Here is a 24,261-nt window from a genome sequence, read left to right as displayed (position 1 = left end):
GTCCTGCAAGTTCGTTCGGTGACAGGCGCGGGCGAGAGCCCCGGAGGCGGTGCCGCCGCGACGCCCTCATACCGGGCGTATTCGGGCGTTGCGGCGGTGCCGCCTCCGGGTCCCTCGGCCGCCACTGCCGCCCAACGAGACTTGCAGGACAGCGCCTAGTCAAGAGGCGTTTCGGAGCATGACGGACAGTGCGTCGTCCAGGACGCGCTCTTCCTCGCTCGTGGGGTCGCCGTGTGGCTCCTGGGTGCGACACGTCCTGTCCGAGCGCGAAGCCGATGCCTAGCGTCGGGATCATGAACGATGAGCAGGTGATCGCGGACCGGCACGAGCGCTGGGTGTTCGGCTGGGACCGTCGCGAGGGCGACGAGCCCTTCGGCTTCCGGCGGATCTTCGGTGAGTTCTACGACTTCGCCGGTCCGGTCCGCCTCTACGACGACTTCGACCCGGAGCAGCGGGTGGCCACGACCGCCGCCTCGTACGGCGCGATCTGGGAGCCCGCCTTCCGCGACATGGTCTCCGCCCACCACGCCGTCGACGACGGACCGCACGTGGTCGCGGGAGACGATCTGGCCGCGTCCACGCTGAGGTTCGTGGCCAGGATCGTCACCCCGGACGCCGTGACGGACATCCGCACCACGACGTCGCTCGTCTGGCGCCGGACGCCGGACGGGTGGCGGATCGTCCGCGAGCACAACTCGACGAAGGTGCTGCCCGCGGGCGAGCTGGACGGCCGCTTCTAGGCATGCGCCGCGTTGTTCGACACGGCGCGCCTTCCCGCGAAGCTCGGCACCGCACCCGGTGCCCCCGGGGTGAGGTGCCGCAGCGTTGCTACTCGGTGAACATGGTGAAGGAGCGCATCTGGTCGAAGCGCCTCGCGGCCAGGTCACCGGTGGTGATCAGGAAGCACCCGTAGTAGAACTCGCTCGCCGTGGCGAACTGGGCCAACGGGACCCATTCCCGGATCAGGCGGCGCTCCTCCTCGTCCATGAGCCGGAAGCGTTCCTCTCTCGACACTTCGGGACCGGAGGGCCGTCCCTGCACGGCGTCGAACGCCATCTGCGCCCACGGACTGCTTTGACCGCCGATCTCCTTGCCGTACCCGCCGATGCGCAGCGTCCACTGGCGGTCGTGCGTCGGCCAGAGCTCGCCGACGAGCGCGCGGAGCTGGTCGACGTGCTTCAGCTCGAACGTGGTGTCGCGACCCTCGATCCACTTCGGCAGCACCGGCTCGACCCGTGCGGCGAGCCGGTGCTCGGGAACCAGGAACGGCAGGTCCTCGTGGAAGAACGTCCTCGTGTCGTGGCCAGGTGGCGGTGACGCCACCTCGGTCACCGCATCGGTTGGCACGTAGAGGACTCGCGAGAACTCCGACGTGGGGTGCTCCTCCATGTCCTCGTCGTGGTTCAGGAAGAACAACAGCGAGCCGTCCGCCGGAAGGTCGAGTCCTTCGGCTCGCGGAAGTGCCGCGCAGTCGACGGAACCGATGAACGGCAACGGGTATCCGCCGCCCGGCCACTCGACGCCGACCGGCAGGCGGGGGAGTCCTCCGAACTGAACGGCACCTCCCTCACCGGGACTCGCCACGATCGCGAACCGGAGTTGGTCGGCGAACTCGTCGGACTCGTCGCCGGGGATGCCTCGATCTAGTGCCGCGGTGCGAAACTGCTCGTAACGGTTCACAGCTTCCTTGTCACGTGGTGGGGCGGGCGCGGCGCCGAAGGTGGTCGCGCACCAGGAGTACGCACAGGGCGACCGCGATGATCCCGGAAGTTATCCCCAAAGCGATCGGCAGCGACAACAGGGTCGTGCAGACGTTGGCCGCGACGGCCAGAACCAGCAGAGCCCACAGGAGGGTGCGGGGAACGCCGCGGGCGCGGTTCTCGGTGGACATGACTGGTGCTCCCCGGTCGGGCGGTAGCTCGATGGCTGTCTGACGGGAAATACCGTGGCTGTCAGCGGGATGCGCGCGCATCGGCGAAAAGGCGACAACGCGACGGCTCCTACTTTGGATGTAAACCTGGCGGCCGTCGGCGGGTCGCGCGCCGTCGTGACCGATGATGGGATCCCGCTCGTCAGGTCCCGTGGAGGCCGATGTGTTCCTCGTTGCCCAGGCGCCGCACGGGCCCCGGCCGCTGTATCCGGGCCCCGCGCTCGGGACTGCCGCGGTGGCGATCGGCATGGTGTTGCTCCTTCCGGTCGCGGTGGGGTCCGAGCCCGGCCTGGGGCCGGTGCCCCGAGCCGGTGGAGCGGCGTGGTGGGCGATCGTGGTCGTGTTGCTGCTGCAGGCTTTCGTGGTCGCCTGGGCCGGCCGGGCACCCGAGGTGGCGTTGCCCGGGGTGTCCGCGGTGGCGCTGCTGTCGGTTCCGGCGGCGCCGGGAGCGGCGTTCTCGTTCACCGCGGTCGCGGTGCTGGTCTCGGTGTTCCTCGCGTTCGTGGCCCGTCCGGCGCGACCGTTGTGGGTGCCGCTGATCGCCGCGGGGGTGTTGCTGGCCGCAGGCCAGTTCGTCACCGTCGGTGCCCTCGGCGCGGCGGGGGTGGTCGCGGCCGCGGTCGGCTCGGTGGTGCAGGCGCTGCTGGTGATCGGGATGCCGCTGCTGGTCGGCTCGGTGATCGCGGCGCGCCAGGACGTGCACGAGGCGGGCCGGCAGGAGCTGGCGGCGTTGCGCCGGGAACAGGAAGCGTTGCTGGAGGTGGCGATCTCGCGTCAGCGCACGGCGTTGTCGCGGGAACTTCACGACATCGCGGCCCACCACCTGTCCGGTATCGCGATGATGGCCGCGGCGGTCGCGCGGCAGATCGACACCGACCCCGCCACGGCCAAGCGCTCGGTGACCCAGATCCGGGAGCAGAGCCGTGCCGTGCTCGCCGACCTGCGCCGGTTGGTCGGCCTGCTCCGCGAGGAGACCAGCGCGGTCCGGCCGGTGGAGACCCTCGGCGCCGTGACCGGGCTCGTGGAGACCTGGCGGGCGGCGGGCGTCGAGATCGACCTGCGGATGCCTTCCCGCTGGGAGGAACCAGGTCCGCTGGCCCAGCTGGTCGCGTATCGGATGGTGCAGGAATCGCTGGCGAACGCGGCGGCGCACGCACCGGGTGCCCCGTGCACGGTCGAGATCGGCGCGCCCCTTGAAGGACGGCTCGCGATCAGCGTGCGCAACGGCGTGCCGACCGGCCCCGGCCCGGGCCGGGGCGGCGGGTTCGGCTTGGTGGGCATGGCCGAGCGGGCTCAGCTGGTCGGAGCCGATCTCGGCTACGGGTCCACTCCGGAGGGTGGCTGGGAGGTGCGGCTGCGTCTCCCGCTCGGGGAGACGGTCAGTACGATGTCCGCGCCCGCGACCCTTCCGGAGGTCCACCATGATCCGCGTGCTGATCGCCGATGACCAACCTCTGGTGCGCGCGGGGCTGACAGCGCTGCTGGACGCCGAGCCGGACATCGAGGTCGTCGGCGTCGCCAAGGACGGGTCGCAGGCACTGGCCATGGCGCGTGAGCTGACTCCCGACCTGGCCTGCCTCGACATCCGGATGCCCGGCCGCAGCGGCATCGAGGTGGCCAGGGAGCTGTGCGCCCCGCACGCAGACCCGCAGATACCCGTGCTCGTGCTGACGACCTTCGACCTCGACGACTACGTGTTCGGCGCGCTGGAGGCCGGTGCCTCGGGATTCCTGCTCAAGGACTCCGAACCGGACGACATCGTGCACGCGGTACGCCAGGTGGCCGCCGGGCGCGGCACGATCGACCAGACGCTCACCCGGCGCATCCTGAGCGAGTTCGTGTACCGGCGACGGCTGCACCCGGTGGCCGGGCGGCGGGTGGAGGAGCTGCTCACCCCGCGCGAGCACGAGATCCTGTTGCTGCTCGCGGAGGGCATGTCCAACGACGAGATCGCCCGCACCCTCGTCGTCGAGGTGTCGACGATCAAGTCCCACCTGGCCAGGATGCTGCCCAAGATCGGCGTGACGTCCCGGCTGCAGGCCGTGGTGTGGGCCTACCAGAACCACGTCGTCGCCGTGCCCACACCGGAGCGTTCGCACTGACCCGAGCCGGCACGGGTCTTGCACCTTTGGATGGCATCCGAAGGCTTCGCTCGTAGGCATCTCGTGGCCGGCCGTCCCGGTCCGCAGGATTTGTGGACATGAAGACCTCGAACGACGTCTCGCACGCCGACCCTGGTTCCCAGCCACCGGACCGGCACCGTGCCGGTGTGCTCGGGATGGTGCGCCGTCATCCGCTGCTCAGCTTCTTCGTGCTCGCCAACCTGCTGAGCTGGGCGGCCTGGACGCCGTACATCCTCTCCGGCAACGGACTGGGCTGGTGGGACTACCGGTTCCCGGAAGTCCTGGGCACCAGCCAGTTCAGCGGAGTGCTGCCGGGCGCCTACCTCGGTCCCATCGGCTCGGCGCTGCTGGTCACCGCGATCGCCGACGGCCGTGCGGGCCTGCGGCGGTGGGCGGGCCGGATGTGGCGCTGGAGGGTTCGCTGGCAGTGGTACGCGGTCGCGCTGCTCGGTGTGCCGGTGGCGATGCTGATCACCGGGGCGGTCTTCTCCGGCGGACAGATCGCGGCACCCTCGATGATGGCGGTCGCCGCCTACGTGCCGGCCCTGCTGTTGCAGATGATCACCACCGGCCTGGCCGAGGAACCGGGCTGGCGGGACTTCGCGCTGCCGCGCGTCCAACGGCGGTTCGGCCCGCTCGGCGGCACCATGATCCTCGGCCCGCTGTGGGCCGCCTGGCACCTGCCGCTGTTCCTCACCGAGTGGGGCGGCTGGCCGGACGCGAACTGGACCCGCCCGGTCGTGTTCTCGGTGTTCTGCATCGCGTTCAACGTGGTCATGACCTGGATGTTCAACCGCACCGGGGAAAGCCTGCCCCTGTCGATGCTGCTTCACGTCAGTGTCAACAACTTCGCGTCGGTCATGTGGGCGGAGACGTTCCCCGGCATCAGCGGCGACCGGGCGATGCAGGCGATGGCGACGGGATCGATCGTGGTCGCGGTCCTCCTGCTGCTCGGTACCCGCGGACGGCTCGGCTACCGGCCACCGGTCGAGCGGCGGGATACCTGACCTCCGTCCACACGTGCCGCCGGCCCGGGGGAGTGCGCGCTTTCCTGTTCGAGACCCGGGCCGCGTGCCGGCGCTCGATCGCCCTCCGATGTGTTCGGTTTTCGGGACGGTGACAGAGATCTGTCCGCCTGTGATTCGTCGCCGGCACAGGCCGGCGCGGGTCGAGGGGGATGTGGCATGGACGCGGTCGCGGTGTTGGCTGAGACGGTCGCGACGTACCGGGCACGAGCGGCAGAGGATCCGGCCCACCTGCCGGATCTCGCCACCGCGTTGAACAACCTCGGCATCGCCCATCACCAGGGCGGTGGCACATGGACGCGGCGGAGCAGTTCGAGCAGGCGCTCGTGGCGTGGCGCCTGTTGGCGGCGGACGACCCCGCGCACCGGCCGGCCCTGGCTGCCCGCTGGGCGATCTCGGGGCCCTCTACGCCTTGTCCGGGCGACACGCGGCCGCGATCAGCCGGTACGAGGAAGCCGTTGCCCTGTACCGGATCCTGGCGACGGAGAATCCGGTGTTCACGGCGGACCTCGGCGGCGCCCTGACGAACCTGGGCGGCCGGTGCAGCGGCGTCTGCCAGCGGGACCAGGGGCCGTCGTGGAGGAGGCCGTCACGCTCTACCGGGCCTTGACCGAGCAGGAGTCCGCCCCGCTGCTCAACCTCGCGACGGCGTTGAGTAGGCGGCCTATCCGGCGTGCTCACCACACGCCGACGCCCCAGATCCCGCAACTCCGTGTGCTCCGAACGCGATCGTCGAGCTCACGAACACGTTGGGGCACAAGCCTGTTCACCGGTGCCAACGCCTCCACCGTGAGCGAGCACGAACGGTGATGCGCCGCACCGCCCCGCAGTCACGAACTTCCGGCTGCGCGCCATGTCCGCTCCGCCACCTCCAGCGGCAGTGGGCCAGAACACACGATCATTCAATTTAGGTAAGGCTAAGCTCCACAGCTGCAGGCCGGTCAGGTTGTCAGTGGGGAGGTGGACGTGCGCGATCCGGAAGTTGTTGTGGTGGGCGGAGGAAACGCCGGCTACTGCGCGGCTCACGCGGCGGCCGAACGTGGGCGACGCGTGGTGCTGCTGGAGAAGGCGCCGCGGGCTCATGCCGGCGGGAACAGCTACTACACGCTGGGTTCGACCCGGATGGTGCACGACGGGCTGGACGACCTGATCGACGTCCTCGAGCCCGATGAGCGTCACGCGCGTACCGAGGTCCCGCCGTACTCGGCGAAGGAGTTCCTCGCCGATCTGGAGCGGGTCACCGGAGGGCGGGGTGACAAGGAGCTCGCCGAAGCCGTCGTCGAAGGCTCGCGGGACGCTGTCCGCTGGCTGCATGCCCTGGGACTGCGGTTCCGGCTGATGTACGACCGGCAAGCTCATGAGGGTCCTGACGGGACCTTCGTGTTCTGGGGCGGATCGCACGTGAGCAACGTCGGCGGCGGGCCCGGGCTGATGTCGGTCCATGAGCGCATCGCGTCCCGGCTCGGGGTCGAGGTGCGCTACGACTGCCCGGTCACGGGGCTGATGACCGACGGTGGTTCGGTCGTCGGTGTCCGGGTGGGTGATCAGGAGATCCCGGCGGAGTCGGTGGTGATCGCCAGCGGCGGTTTCGAGGCGAACCCGCAGTGGCGTCAGCGCTACCTGGGGAACGGCTGGCAGCACGCCAAGGTGCGGGGCACGCCGTACAACACCGGTGACCTGATCCACGCGGCCCTGGAGATAGGTGCGGATCGCGGAGGCGACTGGTCGACCTGTCACAGCGTTCCGTGGGACGCGTCCTTTCCCGAGAACGAGAGCAACCGCGATCTGACGAACCGGCTCAGCCGGTACGGCTATCCGCTCGGAATCGTTGTCAACCGCCTGGGTCAACGGTTCTTCGACGAAGGCGCGGACTTTCGCAACTACACGTACGCGAAGTACGGCAAGGTGATCCTCGAACAGCCGGGTTCGGTGGCTTTCCAGGTGTTCGACGCGAAGTCGCGCTCGATGCTGTCGGCGTACGAGTACGAGATGCCGGGGATTGTTCCGGTTGTCGCCGACAGCGTCGAAGAGCTTGCAGTGGCCATGGATGTCGATGTCGACGGATTCGCGCGGACGGTTCGGGAGTTCAACTCGTCGATCGACACCAGTCGTCCGCTCGATCCGACCGTCAAGGACGGCCGTAGTGCGGCGGTGGAGCCCGTCAAGAGCAATTGGGCATCGGCGGTCGAAGAGGCGCCGTTCTACGCGTATCCGGTGACCTGCGGGATCAGCTTCACGTTCGGTGGCGTTCGTGGTGACGTCGACGGCCGGGTGCTCGATCGGTCCGGTGATCCCATCTCCGGGCTCTTCGCGTGCGGTGAGGCGCTCGGCGGGCTTTTCAGCGAGAACTACCCGACCGGTGCGGGCCTGATCGCGGGAATGGTGATCGGGCGACGTGTCGGCTCGCTCGCCTGAGCCGGTGTCCGGGAGTGCTGGCTCACGTGTGCCGCGACGGCTTGCGACGGACGGTCTACCGAAGTTAGCCTTACCTAAGTTTCTGGTGCTATGGTTGGCCCTCGACAAGGGGTGGCCGGTCATTGCGCCATTCGTTCGCGACCTGGGGCAAAAGGGGCCGGCTGCCGGATGACGATGGATGAGTTGGTCGAGGGCGGTGACCGCCGTCTCGGACCGGGAGATCGTGCCGGTGGCGAGGTCGACATTCTTGGTATCGGTTTTGGACCGTCGAATCTGAGCCTGGCGATCGCGATCGAGGAATTCAACGATCGTCGTCGTGCGGACGAGCGGCTGACGGCGAGGTTCGTCGATGTCCGGCCGCGGTTCGGATGGCACGACGGGATGTTGCTGCCGGGTGTGACCATGCAGATCAGTTTTCTGAAAGATCTGGTCTCGCTGCGGAACCCGGCCAGTCCGTTCACGTTTCTGAACTACCTGCACGAGCAGGGACGGCTGTCCGACTTCATCAACCTCAAGACGTTCTTCCCGACGCGACGGGAGTTCCACGGCTACCTCAGCTGGGCCGCGAGCCGGATCGGCCTCCCGGTCTCCTACGGCACGAGGGCGACCCGCATCGACTGGAGCGGCGGAAGGTTCGAGGTCACGCTCGAGTCCGCGGTCGGCGGCTCGGAGGTGACGAGGGTCGCGGCACGGCACGTCGTGCTCGGCCCCGGTAGCCGTCCGGTGCTGCCCGAGGGGATCGCGCCGGGCATCAGGGTCTTCCACAACCACCAGTTGCTGAACAGGCTCGCCGACCTGCCTTCGCGGCCGCACGGCCGTTTCCTCGTCGTGGGGTCCGGGCAAAGCGCGGCGGAGGTCGCCGCGTACCTGCACGACTCGTACCCCGACGCCGAGGTGCACGCGTCCTTCCGCCGGTACGGCTACAGCCCTTCCGACGACACTCCGTACGCCAACCGCATCTTCGATCCGGAAGCGGTCGACGAGTTCTACACGGCGCCGCCCGAGCTCAAGCAGCAACTGCTGGACTACCACTCGCAGACCAACTACTCCGCCGTCGACGCCGATCTCATCAGGGATCTCTACCGGCGTGAGTACGACGAGAGCACGCGTGGTGTGCGCCGGCTGATCGTGCACCGGGTCACCGGGATCGAGCGGCTGAGCGAGCGCACCGACGGGGTCGCGGTGACGATCCGGGACCTGGGAAACCGGGGCAGCACCACCCTCGACGTCGACGCCGTCGTCCTCGCCACCGGGTTCGGTCCCTCGGACACCCGCGGCATGCTCGGGCCGAGCATCGACGGGTCGTCCTCGTTCGAGGGGGATCTCCCGATCGTCGAGCGCGACTACCGGCTGCGGCTGCGCGGCGTTCCCGAACGGATCTTCCTCAACGGCGGGGTCCAGCACAGCCACGGGCTGACGTCGTCGCTGCTGTCCAACGTCGCGGTCCGCGCCGCCGACATCCTGCGTGCGATCACCGACGAGCAGCCCGATCACCCCGCCCGGCAACGACAGCCCGCTGCGATCCGGATCGACCCCCGATAGCGACAACGAGGAGCAGCACCCATGGCCCAGAACCCGTTCGACGACGACAACGGTTCCTTCTACGCGCTGATCAACCGCGAGGAGCAGCACTCGTTGTGGCCGACGTTCAAGCCGGTGCCCGCCGGTTGGACCATCGCGTACGGCGAACCCGGCGGGAGACCGCGTCAGGAAGTGCTCGACTGGATCGACGAGCACTGGACCGACATCCGCCCGAAGTCGTTGCGCGACCACATCTCCCGGCACTGACACCGCAGAACCCACCCCCGTACAACACACAGAGGAGCCGGAAAGATGCTTCACACAGTCCTGGGCGGAAAAATCCATCGCGCCACCGTCACCCAGGCCGACTTGCACTACGTGGGTTCGCTGACTCTCGACGCGGACCTCGCGCATGCCGCGGGTCTGTCCGAAGGCGAGAAGGTCGCGGTCGTCGACATCACCAACGGGGCGCGGCTCGAGACCTACATCATCATCGGTGCGGCCGGAAGCGGCGAGATCTGCATCAACGGCGCGGCGGCGCACCTCGTCCACCCCGGCGACCTGGTGATCATCATGTCCTACGTGCTGGCCGAGCGGTCCGAACTGGCCGACCACAAGCCCAAGGTCGTCCACGTCGACGCCCTGAACCGCATCGTCGCCCTGGGCAACGACCTCGCCGAGCCGGTCCCGGGGGCGGACGGTCAGGTCACCGGTCGCGTGAGGTGAGCCTTCGGCTCCTCGCCGGTGCCAGCACGAACGGGCGGGTTCTGATGCGCAACTGGAACCCGCCGGTGCCGTCCACGCCTGGCTTTTAAGGTAAGGGTTACCTAATATTAGGCGAGGCTTGCGTCGATGGAGCGCGGCCCTCAGCCCGGGAAAGTCGGAAAGGCCCGCCCTCAGCATGCCGAAGACCTCACGCCGTCTCACGGTGCATCCCCTGACCCTGCGGGAGGTCGAGGTCGTGCGGGTCGCGGACCTGACGCCGGGAATGCGGCGGATCACGCTGAGCGGTGAGCAGCTCCGCGAGTTCACCTCGGACCGGGCCGCTACGGGCTCACGGCGGTGCGCGAGGTGCTGACCAACGAGTTCATGACCGACGCTCCGCACCCCGCGGGGGTCGTGGGCCGCGAGACGCTCGGCATCCACGGGCTCACCGAGTCGATCCGCACCGGCCGGCCCTCCTACGCGTCCGTGACTGGGCAGACCTTCGCCGGCGTGCGAGCCGAACAGGACTACGAGGACCGCTACCTGGAACGCCTGGCGGGGTTCCAGTCCGCGCTCGCCATGTCGATCGCCCAGTCCGACCGGCTGCGCCGCGACGTGCCCGACACCATCCCCGACGAGCGGCAGCGCGCGCGGGTCGGCGTGATCGAGCAGTCCGTTTTCGAGCCCGGTCCGGCCTACGACGCCGTGTTCGTCAGCCGCGCCCTCAAAGCCCTGCCCGACCCCGACGCCGCCCACGCACTGCGCCGAGCAGCCGAGAACCTCCTGCCCGGCGGCCGGGCGCTGCTGATCGAGGAAGTCCTCGACACCGTCGCCCTGGACGAGCACGACGGCGAGGCGGACCTGCTCGGCCTCACCGTGCACGGCTCCGGGCTGCGCACCGCGGCCGAACTCGACTCGGTGATCACCCGCGCCGGACTCGTCCGCACGACCGAGCACACCGTCGGCTGGGGCGCCACCGTCCACGAACTCGTACCCGCAGGCAACCGCTGACCTGCCGTGCCCGAATGAAGAAGAGGAAGAGCACACCCATGACCACGACATCCCTGAGAGGACGCGGCGCGGCCCTGACCGCCGCGATCCTGAGCGTCGCGCTCGTCCTCACGGCCTGCGGCAGCTCCGGCGACAGCGGCGGCAACGCCGCCGGCAACTCGGGCGAGACCCGCACCGTCAAGGCGGGCAACGGCGACGTCAAGATCCCCGCCGCCCCGAAGCGGGTCGTCACGATCGGCAACACGGACCTGCCGTTCATCGACATGGGTGGCAAGCCGGTGGGTGTCACCGCGGTGCCCGAGTCCGAACTCGAGAGGTTGCCGGCGGAGCAGCGCGAAACGCACCAGAAGGCCACGAACCTCGGTGAGGAGGTGGACCTCGAGAAGGTCGCCAGTCTCAAGCCGGACCTGATCATGGTCCAGATTCCCGACGCCGAGTTCGAGAAGATGAAGAAGCAGCTCGAGTCGATCGCCCCGACCGTCTTCTGGAGCCTCGACACCGAGTGGAAGGCCCTCGCTGAGTCGCTCGCGGAGGCCGGCAACGTGAAGGAGACGCTCGGCAAGCAGAAGGCGGACTACGAGGGACGCGTCTCCAAGATGAAGACGACCTACGCGGACCGCATCAAGGACACCAAGTTCGTCAACCTCGACCGCTACGCGAACTCCGACCCCGGGACGTTCGTCATCGCGGACATCGGCTGCGTCGAGATCGCCCAGGACGACATCGGCTTCAACTTCCCCAAGGCGCCCGCCGGCTCCGACCCCCTGGCCTACACGGCCATGCCCTTCGAGCAGATCTCCAAGCTCTCCGAGTACAACGTGATCACCTACCCCGCCGACGCGAGCGGCAAGGTGACGGAGGTCTTCGCGCCGGTGGTCGAGACCAACACCTGGAAGGCGCTGCCCACCGTGCAGTCCAACCAGGCGCTCGGCGTCTTCTGCCCCGGCAACAACTCCTACGGCGCCGTCCTGCGGTACCTGGAGTCGCTCGACAAGGCACTGGCGACCCTCCCCGCCAAGAAGTGACTGATCTCGCCCTGAGGCGACCCGTCGGTCCGGGCACCAGCACGGTGTCCGGACCGCGTCGCCGTCTGATCGGACTGGTCGTCGCGCTCACCGTGCTCCTGGGGTTGCTGGTGGCGAGCATGATGATCGGGTCGACGGCCATCGCGCCCTCCGTGGTGTGGGACGCCCTGTTCACCCCGTCGAACGACATCGACCAGTTCGCGATCCGGGACTTCCGGCTGCCGCGCACCGTCGTCGGACTGGTCGTGGGCGTGGCGCTCGGGGTCTCGGGGGCGTTGATCCAGGCGCTGACCCGCAACCCGCTGGCCGACACGGACATCCTCGGACTGAACGCGGGCGCCACCTTCGCGGTGACGGTCGCCGTGGGGCTGCTCGGCGTCCGCGACATCCAGAACTACATGTGGTTCGCCTTCACCGGAGCGCTGATCGTCACGGTCGTGGTGCTCGCCCTCGGGTCGACCCGACGCGGCCAGTCGGCGGTGATGATGGTTCTCGCCGGGGTCTGCGTCGGCGCGGTTCTCCGGGGCGCCGGTTCGGCACTCGAGCTGACCAACCCGGACGCCTTCGACGCGATCCGGTCCTGGAACGCCGGGTCGATCGTGAGCCGCCCGCTCGAACTGTTGTGGCCGACCCTGCCGTTCTTCGCGATCGCGCTCCTCCTGGCCTTCGCGGTGTCCGGCTCGCTCAACGCCATGGCCCTCGGTGACGACCTGGCCGTCGCCCAGGGCGTCCGGCTGGCACGCACCCGGATCCTCGCGATCATCGCGCTGACACTGCTCGCCGGCGGCGCCACGGCGATCGCCGGGCCGATCGGCTTCGTCGGACTGATGGTCCCGCACGTCGCGCGCTGGATCGTGGGCCCGGACCAGCGCTGGATCTTCGCCTACAGCGCGCTGCTGGGACCGGTGCTGCTGCTGGCCTCGGACATCCTCGGGCGGGTCGTGATGCGGCCCGGCGAGATCCCCGTGGGCATCGTCACCGCCTTCGTCGGCGCCCCCGTGCTCATCGCGTTGGTACGGCAGAAGAAAGCGAGCGGGCTGTGAGCGCACACAGCGGACTCGATCCGCACACCGGTTCCTCCGTGACGGACTGGTCGCCGGGGACGCGCCGGGTGGACTTCGGGCGGCGGGTGCTGGTGCTGCGGCGCCGGAGCCTCGCGGTGCGGTTCGAGTGGCGCGCGGTCGTCGTCTGCTCGGTCCTCGCGCTGGCCGTCGTCTGCATGGCCGTGCTCGCGCTCATGACCGGCTCGTACCAGCTCAACCCGGGACAGGTGGTCTCCGCGCTGACCGGTGGGACGACCGGGCTCGTCCGCGACATCGTGGTCGAGTGGCGGCTGCCCCGCGTCCTCGCGGCGCTGGTGTTCGGCGCCGCGCTGGGGGTGAGCGGCGCGGTCTTCCAGTCGACCCTGCGCAACCCGCTCGCCGACCCCGGCGTCATCGGGTTCTCCCAGGGCTCCTACACCGGGGCGCTGGTCGTGATCCTCCTCGTCAACGGGACCTACTGGCAGCTGGTCGGCGGGGCCCTGATCGGCGGGATCGCGACGGCCCTCGCCGTGTACCTGCTCGCCTACCGGCGAGGTGTGCAGGGGTTCCGGCTGATCATCGTGGGCATCGGCATCTCGGCGATGCTCGCCTCGCTCAACACCTGGCTGATCCTCAAGGCCGATCTGGACCAGGCGATGGCCGCCGCGACGTGGGGGGCCGGGTCGCTCAACGGCGTCTCGACGGGCCAGGTGGTCTTCGGCGGCGCCTGCATCGCCGTGCTCCTGCTGCTGACGGCGATGTCGAGCCGGCCGATGCGGCAGCTGGAACTGGGCGACGACGCGGCCGCGGCCCAGGGAGTGCGGGTCTCGGCGACTCGTCTCGGGCTGATCGTGCTGGGAGTGGCGTTGATGGCGACGGTCACCGCCGCGTCGGGTCCGATCGCGTTCATCTCGCTGCTCGCGCCCCAGATCGGACGCCGGCTGACCCGCGGCGCGGGGATCACGCTCGCTCCCGCCGCCCTGGCAGGCGCGCTGCTCTGCCTGGCGGCGGACTACCTCGCCCAGCACGTCGCCCCCACCCCGTTGCCGGTCGGCATCATCACCGTCATCCTCGGCGGTGGGTACCTCGGCTGGCTGTTGATCACCGAGGCCAGGAGACGCCTTTGAGCACCAACACCAGCGCCGTCGACGGTCTCGAGGCAGCGGGAGACGCCCCCGCGTCCACTCCGCACCCGAGCGGCTCACGGCTCCACGTGGAGTCGGCGACGATCGGCTACGACAAGCGCGTCATCTCCCGTGAGCTGTCGGTGGCGATCCCCGACGAGTCGTTCACGGTGATCGTGGGTCCGAACGCGTGCGGCAAGTCCACCCTGCTGCGCGGCCTGTCCCGGCTGTTGAAACCGTCGGCGGGGCAGGTCGTCCTCGACGGAGCCGACATCCACTCCTTCAAGACCAGGGAGGTGGCGCGGCGGGTCGGACTGCTGCCGCAGTCCTCCATCGCCCCCGAGGGCATCACCGTGGGCGACCTGGTCGCCAGGGGCCGGTATCCGCACCAGGGGTTCCTGCGGCAGTGGACCGAGGCCGACGAGAAGGCCGTGCTGCGGGCGATGGACCAGACCTCGGTCACCGAGCTGTCCGGCCGTCTGGTGGACGAGCTGTCGGGTGGTCAGCGCCAGCGGGTGTGGGTGGCCATGGCGCTCGCGCAGCACACGAGCATCATGCTGCTCGACGAGCCGACGACCTTCCTCGACATCACCCATCAGATCGAGCTGATGGAACTGTTCACCGACCTGCACCACGTCGGCCACACCCTGGTCGCCGTGCTGCACGACCTGAACCACGCCGCCCGCTACGCCACCCACCTGATCGCGATGAAGGACGGTCGTGTGGTCGCCGAAGGCGCGCCGGCGGAGATCGTGACCGCCGACCTCGTGCACGAGGTCTTCGGACTCCGCTGCCTCGTCGTACCCGATCCGGTCGCCGGTACCCCGTCGGTCGTGCCCCTGGGCCGTGAACGCCCACCAGCGGCACCCCGAGCCTGACCTCCTTGACGTTGCAGAGAAGTGGGTGTGCTTCCGTTGACGGCTTTTGATCGTGTGGAGTTGACTGCGAGCCAGCGGGGCAACTGGGTGGCGCGGAAGCTCGCTCCCGAGTCGTCCGTGTTCCGCGCGGGTCAGCTGATCTGGCTGGACGGCCAGGTCGATCCGGTGGCGTTCGCGTCCTCGGTGAGCGCTGCTTTCGCGGAGACCGACGCGTTGCGGGTGCGTTTCGGCGACGAGGACGGTGTCCCGTTCGCCTTCGTCGACACCACAACGACTCTCTCGACCGAGATCGTCGAAGCCGGCCGTGGTGATGACCAGATCCGGGTGCTGGCCCGCGAACAGCTCGCCGCGGCACCTGCCACCGCCGCCGGGGAACCGGCGACGACCTCGACCCTCGTCCGTCGCGAGAACGGCACCTGGGCGTGGATCCTCGTCACCGACATCCTGCTGGTCGACGGCTACAGCATCTCGCTGTTCCTCCGCCGCGTCGCCGAGGTCTACACCGCGCTCCGGGCCGGTGACCCGGTCCCGGACCGGTGGCTCGGCTCCCTGAAGAGCTTCGAGCACAACGGTTCCAGCGCCGAGGAGGACGTCACCTCCTGGAGCGGCGTCCTCGGGATCGAGAGCACCGGCCACGGGCAGGACCTGTCCGAGGTCTTCGGATCTTCGAGTCGGCCGGTCGTCGTCCCGGTTCCCGACGACACCTACTCGAAGGTTCAGCGGTTCGCCCGCTCCGCGCGCGTCTCCTGGACCGATGCCCTGATCGCGGTGTGGGGCACCTACACCGCTCTGGTCGACGGTCGCGACCGCGTGGCGGTCCGGGTTCCCTTGATGTTGCGCGACGATCGCGAATCACTGAAAACGCCGAGCGCGACATCGAGGGCGCTGCCGGTCGTCACCGAGATCAGCCCGTACCACGCCGTCGCCGATGTCCTTGGTGTCGTCGCGGAGCAGATGAAGACCGCCCGGCGTCACTCGACTGTCGAAGACCACCAGCTCGCCCGGTTGTGGCCGGACGGTCAAGCGTCCTACCTCACGCTTCCGACGATCAACATCAGGCTCTTCGACTCGATGCCGCGCCTGGGCGACGTCGCCATGGTCTCCGAGACGATCAGCACCGGTCCGGTCGGGTCGCTCGACCTCGCGATCTACCGCGACCCCGACACCGGGATCCGGTTGGAGCTGTCCACGGGTTCCGCCACGGGCGATCCGCTCTTGCACGCCGAACAGTTCGGCCGCTTCCTGGGCACCGTCCTCGACGGTTCTCCCGCCCAGACCCTGCATCAGCTGAGCATCGGGTTCACCCCCGACGGCGATGGGGCACGAGGCGAGGCGCTCGACGTCGCACCGTCCACAGTGGACGCGCTGGTGCGTCGCCGGGTCGAGGCCGATCCGGGCGCGGTCGCGGTCGTCGCCGACGACGGCACCGAACTCACCCACGGCCAGTTCGACGCACGGGTGAACGCGTTCGCCCACTTCCTCGTCGATGAGGGCGTGCGGGTCGGGGATCGTGTCGCGGTCGCCATGACCCGCTCGGTGGACCTGGTGGTGGCACTTGCCGCGGTGTTGCGCGCGGGGGCGGCTTATGTGCCGATCGATCCGGGGTACCCCGCGGCACGCGTCGAGTACATCCTGGACACTGCCGCGCCTGCGCTGGTCGTCACCGAGGTGCCGCAGGACCTGGCCACTGGTGGGAAGAGCGCTCCTGTTCTGTCCCGGCCGTTGAGCGAGTCCGACGCGGCTGTCGTGATCTTCACGTCGGGAACGACGGGCAACCCGAAGGGCGTGACTCTCACGCACCGCGCGCTCGTGAACCGCCTCGCGTGGGGGCAGCGAGTGCTGGGTTACCAACCGGGCGACGTGGCGTTGTCGAAGAGCGGTGTGGGTTTCGTCGACGCGGTGACCGAGCTGTTCGGGCCGATGATCGCCGGTGCGCGAATCGTGGTCGTGCCGGCGGAGACCGCGCAGGATCCGGCCGCCCTGCTGGACACGATCGCCCGGCACCGGGTCACGCATCTGCTGACCGTGCCGAGTCTGGCCGACGTCCTGGTCCGCCACGACGACGCACCCACGGCGCTGGCCTCGCTCCGGTCGTGGGTGTCCTCCGGTGAAGCACTCACCTCAGGTACCGCGAAAACCATGCGCACCGCCGCGCCACAAGCAGTTCTGCACAACTTCTACGGCTCGTCCGAAGTCACCGGTGACGGCACGGCGGCCGTCATCACCGACACCACCTCGATCGGCGCACCGGTCGCGAACACGACCGCGCACGTTCTCGACGCGTGGCTGCGTCCGGTGCCGGTGGGTGTGGCGGGGGAGCTCTATCTGGGGGGAGTGCAGCTCGCCGACGGATACTTCGCACGCCCCGGCCTGACCGCTGACCGGTTCGTGGCCGACCCGTTCGGCGACGACGGCGCGCGGCTGTACCGCACCGGCGACGTGGTGCAGTGGAACGCTCAGGGAGAGTTGGAGTACCTCGGCCGCAGCGATGACCAGGTGAAGATCCGCGGCTACCGGATCGAACCCGGCGAGGTCCGCGCTGTGCTCGAGCAGCACCCAGGGGTGTCGGGTGCGGCCGTCGTCGCGCTGGACCACCCCGCCGGCGGAAAGTACCTCGCCGTGTACATCACCACCACGGATGCGGTGCCGTTCGACGCACTCCGCGAGCACGTGGCACGCACGTTGCCGGACTACATGGTTCCCACGACGTTCACCCTCCTGGACCGGTTCCCGGTCACCCCCAACGGGAAGCTCGACCGCCGCGCGCTGCCGCGACCGGACCTGGCCGCGAGTGCGGCCGACGGCCGGCGACCGGAGACCGGCACCGAGATCGCGCTCGCCGGCATCTTCCGCGACGTGCTGCACCTCGGCGACGACACCGATCTCGGCGTGGACAACGACTTCTTCCGCCTCGGCGGACACTCACTGCTCGCCACCCGAGTCGTCGCACGCGCCAACGCATTGCTCGGCACCGCACTCACCCTCCGCGACGTCTTCGACCACCCCCGCATCAGCGAGCTCGCCCGCATCGCCGCCAGCTCCACCGCCACAGCCGCGACGTCCGGCCCGCGAATCGGCGACCTGCCACGCCCGGCCGTCCTGCCGGTCTCCCATGGACAGCAAGCACTCTGGCTGATCGATCAGCTGGGTGGGCCGGGCGGGCGGTACGTGGTGCCGGTGGTGCTGCGTCTGGGCGGCGCCTTGGATCCTGATGTTCTGACCATGGCGGTACGGGACGTGGTGTCTCGTCACGAGTCGCTGCGCACGCTCTTGGTGGAGAAGGACGGCACGCTGCGTCAGGTCGTCGTTCCAGCGACCGAAGCGGCCGAGAGGCTCTCTCTGTCCGTTGAGGACGTCGATGCTGCCGGCGTGGACGCGCGGGTGGACGCGGTGGTGCAGGCCAGGTTCGACCTCGCGGCCGACATCCCGATCCGCGTCGCGCTGTTCCGCGCCGGTGCCGATGACTGGGTGTTCGTCGTCGCGGTCCATCACCACGCCGTCGATGAATGGTCGTTCCCGTCGCTGCTGAGCGACCTCTCGGCCGCCTACCAGGCGCGGGCCGCGGGGGAGGAGCCCGGGTGGACGCCGTTGCGGGCCCAGTACGCGGACTACGCGATCTGGCAACGCGACGTCCTGGGTGAGGCGTCGGACGCGAGTTCGCCACTGTCCCGGCACATCGCCTACTGGCGTGACGTCCTCGCGGACGCGCCCGACGAGTCCACGATCGCGCTGGACCGGCCCCGGCCGGTGGCACCGACCCACCGCGGCGCGGATCTGCGGTTCACCGTCGATCCCCAGGTCGTCACCGGCCTGCGTCAGGTCGCGGCCGAGCAGGGCGTGAGCATGTTCATGGCGCTCCAGACCGCGACCGCGCTGACCGTGTCGGTGCTGGGCGCCGGTGCGGACGTGGTGATCGGTTCACCGGTCGGCGGACGTACCGAGGACGGCCTGGAAGACCTCGTCGGGTACTTCGTGAACACCCTGCCGATCCGCCACCGGTTCCACGCCGGTGACTCGATCACCGACGTCCTGCGCAACACCAGGCGGACGGTGCTCGGCGGGTTCGAGCACCAGGCCGCGCCCTTCGAGGCGATCACCCGTGCGCTGGGCACCGAGCGAGCCGTCGGCCGCAACCCCCTGTTCCAGATCATGCTCACCCACCGCGTCGCGGACAGCCGCCGCCCGAACGGCCTGCACATCGGGAACGTCACGACGACACCGAGCCACGCGGCGGTGGGTGCGGTCAAGACCGATCTCGACCTCGACGTCTTCGACTCGCTCACCGGTCTGTCGGGGAAGCTCTCCTACGCGACCGATCTGTTCGACGGCGCCACGGCGGAGCGGTTCGTCGCCGTCTTCACGTCGGTGCTGGAGACGATCGCCGCCGGTGCGGAGGCGCGGATCGGTGACCTGGACCTGTTGCCCGCGAAGGAAACGCGGCAACTCGACGCGTGGTCCCGCGGTGAGACGGTCGACGTTCCCGAGACGACTCTGGACGAGTTGATGCGCCGCCAGGTCACGGCGAGCCCGGACGCGGTGGCGGTCATCGCCGATGACGGCACCGAACTCACCTATCGGGACCTCGATGCGCGGGTCGACGCTCTCGCCCACCTCCTCGTCGAAGAGGGCGTGCGGGTCGGGGACCGGGTGGCGGTCGCACTGCCGCGCTCGGCCGATCTGGTGGTCGCTCTGGCCGGGGTGATCCGTGCCGGCGCGGCGTACGTGCCGATCGACCCCGAGTACCCCGCCGAACGCGTCAAGCACATCGTCGAGGACGCCGAACCACGTGTGGTGATCACGGACCGGCACATCGACCTGGTGCGCCAACGCCTCGACGCCGGCGTGAGCGGCCTGCCGCAGGTCTCGCGTCCGCTGCTCCCCTCAGACGCCGCGTACGTGATCTTCACTTCCGGCACCACCGGACGCCCCAAGGGCGTTCAGGTCACCCACCAGGCCATCGTCAACCGGCTGTGGTGGATGCGTGACCTCTACGGGATCGGTGCGTCGGACCGGGTGCTGTTGAAGACCCCGTTCACGTTCGACGTGTCGGTGTGGGAGTTCTTCCTGCCTTTGGTCACCGGCGCAGCGGTCGTCGTGGCGCAGGAGGGCGGGCACAAGGATCCGCAGTACCTGCTCGAAGTGATCGAGCGTCGCGCGGTGACGGTCACCCACTTCGTGCCCTCGATGCTGCAGGCCTTCCTCACCTCGGGCCCGGACCGCAGGTCGGTGTCCTCGGTGCGACGGGTGTTCTGCTCCGGCGAGGCGTTGCCCGTGTCGCCCGCGGCCGGTGCCGTCGCGCTGTTCGAGAACGCGGAGCTGCACAACCTCTACGGGCCGACGGAGGCGGCCGTGGACGTGACCGCTCACCCGGTCGTCCAGGCCGGGCTCGTCGATGCGGTGGGGGTGCCGATCGGTGTCCCGGTGGCCAACACGACGACGCGTGTCCTCGACGCGTGGTTGCGCCCGGTCCCGGTCGGTGTGGCAGGGGAGCTCTACCTGGGCGGGGTGCAGCTCGCGGATGGCTACGTGGCTCGCGCGGGCCTGACGGCCGACCGGTTCGTGGCTGACCCGTTCAGCGACGACGGCGCGCGGTTGTACCGCACGGGCGATGTGGTTCAGTGGAACTCCTTGGGGCAGTTGGAGTACCTGGGGCGCAGCGATGACCAGGTGAAGATCCGCGGCTACCGGATCGAGCTCGGCGAGATCGGCGCCGTCCTCGAACAGCACCCGGACGTGTCGGGTGCGGCGATCGTCACCTTGGACAACCCGGCCGGCGGGAAGTACCTCGCGGCCTACGTGACCACGGTCGGTGCCACCGAGGACGACGTGCTGTTCGACGCGCTGCGCGAGCATCTCGCCCAGTCGCTGCCCGACTACATGGTGCCCGCGGCGTTCGTGCGCCTGGACCGGTTCCCGGTCACCGCCAACGGGAAACTGGATCGCCGCGCGTTGCCGCGACCGACCCCGGCCGCCGGCACAGCCTCCGGCCGGCCACCGGAGACCGGCACCGAGATCGCCCTCGCCGGTGTGTTCCGCGCCGTACTGCACCTCGGCGACGACGTCGACCTCGGCGTGGACGACGACTTCTTCCGTCTCGGTGGCGACAGCATCTCCGCGGCAGGACTCGTTGCCCGCGCTCGTGAGCACGATCTGACGCTCAAGCTGTCCGAGGTGTTCGTGGGGCGCACGATCGGCGCTCTCGCCGCGCTGCTCGCTCCGCCGGCACCCGCCGTTTCCGCCGAGCCGGTGCTCGTGCCGACCTCCGCTGCCCTCGAACGCTTGCGCGAGGCCGACACCGCACCCGACGAGTACGTCTTCACCGAGCTCGTCACCCTGCCCGCGAGGTCGGCGGTCGCTTCGTCCTTCCGCTCACTCGTCGCCTCCACGGACGCGCTGCGCCTGTCGGTCGACGCGACCGGCCGGCGGCTCTGGTTCACCCACCTGCTGCCACCGGACGCGGTCCAGCCCCAGATCGTGGAGCTGGCCGCGGGGGCAGACGTCGACGCGATCAGGTCGGCCGCCGTTGATCTCGTCGACATCTCGACCGGGTGCCCGGCCGCCCTCGCTCACACGCAGACGGTCGCGGTGCTCGCCGTCCACGCGGCAGTCGTCGACCGAGCCTCGCTGCACCTTCTGGCACAGGCACTTCAGCACGTGGAAGTGTCCCGCTCGGCAGCTCTCGTCCCGGCGCTCGAAGCGGTCGAAGCTGCCGGCGACGCCGTCGCCACGGACGGCCTCGACCGCTGGAAGGGACTTCTCGCCCGAGCCCAGACGATCGACGAAGCCACTTTCGCCCCTGGCACCGTCTCCCCCTTCCGCTGGGACGGTTCCCTCACCGAAGACGTTGTCCGCGAAGCCATCCGCGACGCGCTCCGCTCGACGGGAGTCGCACCGCTGATCGGCGGTGTGGTCGACGAGGACGTCCCGCTGACCCCCGAGGACGACACGAGGTCGGTCGGTCCGTTCACCGCGGCCGCCACCACCGCTCTCGACGAAGCCGAGCCGGCCAGGTCCGCAGAGCTGGTCCTGTTGCGGTACCACAACAAGGCCGGACGCCGAGCACTGCGGCGTGCCCCCTCGCCCGCGGTGATCCTCACGCGGGTCTACGGGGACACCGCGGCACCGGAGGGTGTCGAGCGGTTGTACCGCGCGGTCATCCGGTACCACCTGGCCCCGGACGCGACGACGATCACCTTCCTCGGCTTCGCGGACGAGGTGGTCAGCGATCTCCGGGCAGCTCTGGCAGATCAACTCCGTTGCTAAGGTTTTGTTGTCCGACAACGAGGAGTCGCAGTGCCACGTCGTGCCCGTCCCACCTTCGTCCACACCATCGCCCTGCGGGAGCTGGAGGTGGCGCGGGTCGTCGACGTCACTCCCGGGCTGCGCCGGGTGACCCTGACCGGTGACCAGCTGGGATCGTTCACCGGAAGCGACGGCACGACGTTCCCCGCGTTCACCACCAACGGTTTCGACGACAACGTCCGGTTGATCTTCCCGTATCCCGGCGAGAGCGAACCGGTGGTCCCGGTCTACAAGGACGGCAAGTTCAGGTGGCCCGCCGACCCGCCGGCGCTGTGGCGGGTCTACACGGTGCGACGCCACGACGCGCAGGCTTGCGAGCTCGACATCGACTTCGTGAAACACGGTGTGGGTGTCGCCACGACGTGGGCGTACCGGGCGAAGCCGGGCGACCGCCTCCACGTCGGGGGACCGTCGGCGTCGAGCGGCTGGCCCGAGGGGTACGACCGGTTCCTCGTCATCGGTGACGACACGGCCATCCCGGCGATCGACCGGTTGCTCCGGGAACTGCCCGGCGGAACGCAGGCCGAGGTCTACGTCGAGGTCGCCGAACAGCAGCACCGGATCGACTTCCCGGCGCGTCCCGGCGTCGAGGTGACCTGGGTCGTGCGGAACGGAGGGGCACCGGGTACCGAGCTGCTGCTGCGGGCGGTGCGCGAGGCCGGCCCGCGAGAGGGCTCGATGTTCGCCTGGCTCGCCGGGGAACAGTCCGTGGTGCGTGATCTGCGGCGGTATCTCGTCGAGGAGCGCGGTGTCGACAAGGCCGACATCGACTTCACCGGCTACTGGCGGCGCGCGGAGGTCGTGGCGTTGGACGAGGACCCGGCCCTGCCGGACCCCGAGCGCAACGACGGGGCCTTCGAGAAGTTCCACGAGATGTCCGAGTTGCTTCCGCCGCTGGCGATCCGGGTGGCCGCGAACCTCGGCATCGCCGACTGCATCAGCCGCGGCGTGCGCACCGCGTCCGCGCTCGCGCGGCACACCGGCGCGAACGAGCGCTCCCTCGCGAAGTTCTTGCGGTACCTGCAGGCGATCGATCTCCTGGAACGGCAAGGAGACGAGTACGGGCTCACCGAGACCGGCGAGTTCCTGACCAACGAGTCCGTGCTCGACCACCTGGTCTCCAGCGGGGTCGAGTTCCGCATGACGCAGGCCTTCTTCGGCCTGGAGGCGGCGGTCCGCCACGATCGTCCGGTGCTGGAGTCGGTGACCGGCCAGGACTGGGACGCCCTCCGCGGCGACGCGACCTTCGAGCACAAGCTCTTGGAGGACAAGTCCCGGTTCGCGCAGGTGCTCGCCGAGCCGCTCGCGAAGTCGCCCGTACTGGCGGGCGTCGGGAAGGTCGTCGTCCACGCGGCCGGTGCGGTTGTCCACGCCGACCACCTCACGGCGGGGCATCCGGAGGCGACGGTGACCGTCGTGGCGCTCCCCACCGCGGCGGAGTGGTTCCGCCAGGACATCCCGACCAGCATCGACGATCCGGCACGACGCGACCGGATCCGGATCGTCGAGCAGTCGGTGTTCGAGAGGACCGAACCCGCGGACGCCGTGCTGATCATCTACACGCTCGGGCAGCACCGGGACGCGGAGGCGAGGCTGATCCTCCAGCAGGCCGCCGCGAGCCTGAGCCCTGGTGGCCGGCTGCTGCTGGTGGAGGACACGTTCGATCCCGCCGAGTTGGACGAGCACGACGCGGAGCGCGACATCCTGCAGTTGACGCTGCACGGATCCGGGTACCGCACCGAGGCCGAGCTCGATGCGGTCATCGCCAGCGCTGGGTTGACCGTGGTCCAGAAGTCGCTCGTCGGGTGGGGCAACACGTTGCGAGTGCTCGCACCGTGATCTGAGGTGGTGGGTCCGGCCGGGGTCGTCCACGACGAACCCGGCTACCGCCCTACCTCAGGGTCAGGAAGCTACTTCCTCACCGGCCTGGAGCTTCTCCATGACCTCGATCCAGTGACCCAGTCGCGAGTCCTCGGCCAGGGTGATGAAGTCGATCCGGTCCACTCCCGCGGTGCGCCACCGCTCCACCAGATCCATCAGGCGCACCGAGTCCATCCCCTGGTCGCGGAGGCTCAACTCGTAGTCGATCTCCGCGGGCTCGAGGAACAACACGTCGGCGACGTCGGCGATCAACTGCTCGGTGCTCAGGCTCATCAAAACTCCTCGTTCATTGCTTGTCT

Annotated in this window: 19 protein-coding genes; 16 read left to right on the top strand and 3 right to left on the bottom strand. The window is 69.5% G+C overall.

The window, feature by feature from the left end; translation table 11 throughout:
- The first annotated feature begins 293 nt into the window (after positions 1–293).
- Positions 294–740, top strand: coding sequence for a YybH family protein (locus ACWF7A_RS07315; protein ID WP_452249556.1), 447 nt, complete (start codon positions 294–296; stop codon positions 738–740).
- An 88-nt stretch (positions 741–828) separates the two neighbouring features.
- Here ACWF7A_RS07315 and ACWF7A_RS07310 read toward each other — a convergent pair whose 3' ends face one another.
- Both ACWF7A_RS07310 and ACWF7A_RS07305 read right to left on the bottom strand, forming a co-directional pair.
- On the bottom strand, positions 829–1,680 hold the full coding sequence (locus ACWF7A_RS07310) for a DUF1963 domain-containing protein (RefSeq protein WP_452249555.1): 852 nt from the start codon (positions 1,678–1,680) through the stop codon (positions 829–831).
- Positions 1,681–1,690: 10 nt separating this feature from the next.
- Positions 1,691–1,891, bottom strand: coding sequence for a hypothetical protein (locus tag ACWF7A_RS07305; protein WP_452249554.1), 201 nt, complete (start codon positions 1,889–1,891; stop codon positions 1,691–1,693).
- Positions 1,892–2,093: 202 nt separating this feature from the next.
- Here ACWF7A_RS07305 and ACWF7A_RS07300 point away from each other — a divergent pair, with 202 nt between their 5' ends.
- The 15 genes from ACWF7A_RS07300 to ACWF7A_RS07230 all read left to right on the top strand — a co-directional run bounded on the left by ACWF7A_RS07300 (position 2,094) and on the right by ACWF7A_RS07230 (position 23,920).
- Entirely contained in the window at positions 2,094–3,377 is a 1,284-nt protein-coding gene (locus ACWF7A_RS07300) for a sensor histidine kinase (protein WP_452249553.1), read from the top strand.
- Positions 3,352–4,032, top strand: coding sequence for a response regulator (locus ACWF7A_RS07295; RefSeq protein WP_452249552.1), 681 nt, complete (start codon positions 3,352–3,354; stop codon positions 4,030–4,032). Before ACWF7A_RS07300 ends, ACWF7A_RS07295 begins: the two co-directional genes overlap by 26 nt.
- 98 nt (positions 4,033–4,130) lie before the next feature.
- Positions 4,131–5,060, top strand: a complete 930-nt coding sequence (locus ACWF7A_RS07290) for a CPBP family intramembrane glutamic endopeptidase (RefSeq protein WP_452249551.1) — start codon at positions 4,131–4,133, stop codon at positions 5,058–5,060.
- Positions 5,061–6,038: 978 nt separating this feature from the next.
- Positions 6,039–7,493: an FAD-dependent tricarballylate dehydrogenase TcuA gene (gene tcuA, locus ACWF7A_RS07285; RefSeq protein ID WP_452249550.1), complete on the top strand. Its 1,455-nt coding sequence runs from the start codon at positions 6,039–6,041 to the stop codon at positions 7,491–7,493.
- A gap of 168 nt (positions 7,494–7,661) precedes the next feature.
- Positions 7,662–9,035 (top strand): lysine N(6)-hydroxylase/L-ornithine N(5)-oxygenase family protein, encoded by a 1,374-nt coding sequence (locus ACWF7A_RS07280; protein WP_452249549.1) that lies wholly within the window; start codon positions 7,662–7,664, stop codon positions 9,033–9,035.
- Positions 9,036–9,056: 21 nt separating this feature from the next.
- The gene (locus ACWF7A_RS07275) at positions 9,057–9,281 is read left to right on the top strand and encodes an MbtH family protein (RefSeq protein WP_452249548.1); all 225 of its coding nucleotides are present in this window, start codon (positions 9,057–9,059) and stop codon (positions 9,279–9,281) included.
- 45 nt (positions 9,282–9,326) lie between these two features.
- Positions 9,327–9,740: an aspartate 1-decarboxylase gene (gene panD, locus ACWF7A_RS07270; protein ID WP_452249547.1), complete on the top strand. Its 414-nt coding sequence runs from the start codon at positions 9,327–9,329 to the stop codon at positions 9,738–9,740.
- Positions 9,741–9,942: 202 nt separating this feature from the next.
- Positions 9,943–10,092 (top strand): siderophore-interacting protein, encoded by a 150-nt coding sequence (locus tag ACWF7A_RS07265; protein ID WP_452249546.1) that lies wholly within the window; start codon positions 9,943–9,945, stop codon positions 10,090–10,092.
- Positions 10,086–10,730: a methyltransferase gene (locus tag ACWF7A_RS07260; protein ID WP_452249545.1), complete on the top strand. Its 645-nt coding sequence runs from the start codon at positions 10,086–10,088 to the stop codon at positions 10,728–10,730. Before ACWF7A_RS07265 ends, ACWF7A_RS07260 begins: the two co-directional genes overlap by 7 nt.
- Before the next feature lie 38 nt (positions 10,731–10,768).
- Positions 10,769–11,755, top strand: a complete 987-nt coding sequence (locus ACWF7A_RS07255; protein WP_452249544.1) for an ABC transporter substrate-binding protein — start codon at positions 10,769–10,771, stop codon at positions 11,753–11,755.
- Positions 11,752–12,798, top strand: a complete 1,047-nt coding sequence (locus tag ACWF7A_RS07250) for a FecCD family ABC transporter permease (protein ID WP_452249543.1) — start codon at positions 11,752–11,754, stop codon at positions 12,796–12,798. The genes ACWF7A_RS07255 and ACWF7A_RS07250 overlap by 4 nt, the downstream gene beginning before the upstream one ends.
- Positions 12,795–13,904, top strand: a complete 1,110-nt coding sequence (locus tag ACWF7A_RS07245; protein WP_452249542.1) for a FecCD family ABC transporter permease — start codon at positions 12,795–12,797, stop codon at positions 13,902–13,904. The genes ACWF7A_RS07250 and ACWF7A_RS07245 overlap by 4 nt, the downstream gene beginning before the upstream one ends.
- Positions 13,905–13,990: 86 nt before the next feature.
- Positions 13,991–14,779: an ABC transporter ATP-binding protein gene (locus ACWF7A_RS07240; protein ID WP_452249569.1), complete on the top strand. Its 789-nt coding sequence runs from the start codon at positions 13,991–13,993 to the stop codon at positions 14,777–14,779.
- Positions 14,780–14,839: 60 nt separating this feature from the next.
- A complete protein-coding gene (locus tag ACWF7A_RS07235; protein WP_452249541.1) occupies positions 14,840–22,042 on the top strand; it encodes an amino acid adenylation domain-containing protein in 7,203 nt (2,400 codons plus the stop codon).
- 30 nt (positions 22,043–22,072) lie between these two features.
- Positions 22,073–23,920, top strand: coding sequence for an SIP domain-containing protein (locus ACWF7A_RS07230; RefSeq protein WP_452249540.1), 1,848 nt, complete (start codon positions 22,073–22,075; stop codon positions 23,918–23,920).
- A 63-nt stretch (positions 23,921–23,983) separates the two neighbouring features.
- Here the strand turns inward: ACWF7A_RS07230 and ACWF7A_RS07225 are convergent, their stop codons facing one another.
- Positions 23,984–24,235, bottom strand: coding sequence for a phosphopantetheine-binding protein (locus ACWF7A_RS07225; RefSeq protein ID WP_452249539.1), 252 nt, complete (start codon positions 24,233–24,235; stop codon positions 23,984–23,986).
- Positions 24,236–24,261 lie beyond the last annotated feature (26 nt).

It is taken from the genome of Lentzea sp. NPDC055074 (genome assembly GCF_053608005.1).
This window is presented reverse-complemented; position numbering and strand designations above follow the sequence as displayed.

Excerpts from the sequence above, each read along its gene's own strand:
- ACWF7A_RS07290 (WP_452249551.1), top strand. The coding sequence starts at position 4,131 with ATGAAGACCTCGAACGACGTCTCGCACGCCGACCCTGGTTCCCAGCCA.
- ACWF7A_RS07305 (WP_452249554.1), bottom strand. The coding sequence starts at position 1,891 with ATGTCCACCGAGAACCGCGCCCGCGGCGTTCCCCGCACCCTCCTGTGG.
- ACWF7A_RS07280 (WP_452249549.1), top strand. The coding sequence starts at position 7,662 with ATGACGATGGATGAGTTGGTCGAGGGCGGTGACCGCCGTCTCGGACCG.
- ACWF7A_RS07225 (WP_452249539.1), bottom strand. The coding sequence starts at position 24,235 with ATGAGCCTGAGCACCGAGCAGTTGATCGCCGACGTCGCCGACGTGTTG.
- ACWF7A_RS07295 (WP_452249552.1), top strand. The coding sequence starts at position 3,352 with ATGATCCGCGTGCTGATCGCCGATGACCAACCTCTGGTGCGCGCGGGG.
- panD (WP_452249547.1), top strand. The coding sequence starts at position 9,327 with ATGCTTCACACAGTCCTGGGCGGAAAAATCCATCGCGCCACCGTCACC.
- ACWF7A_RS07315 (WP_452249556.1), top strand. The coding sequence starts at position 294 with ATGAACGATGAGCAGGTGATCGCGGACCGGCACGAGCGCTGGGTGTTC.
- ACWF7A_RS07275 (WP_452249548.1), top strand. The coding sequence starts at position 9,057 with ATGGCCCAGAACCCGTTCGACGACGACAACGGTTCCTTCTACGCGCTG.
- ACWF7A_RS07255 (WP_452249544.1), top strand. The coding sequence starts at position 10,769 with ATGACCACGACATCCCTGAGAGGACGCGGCGCGGCCCTGACCGCCGCG.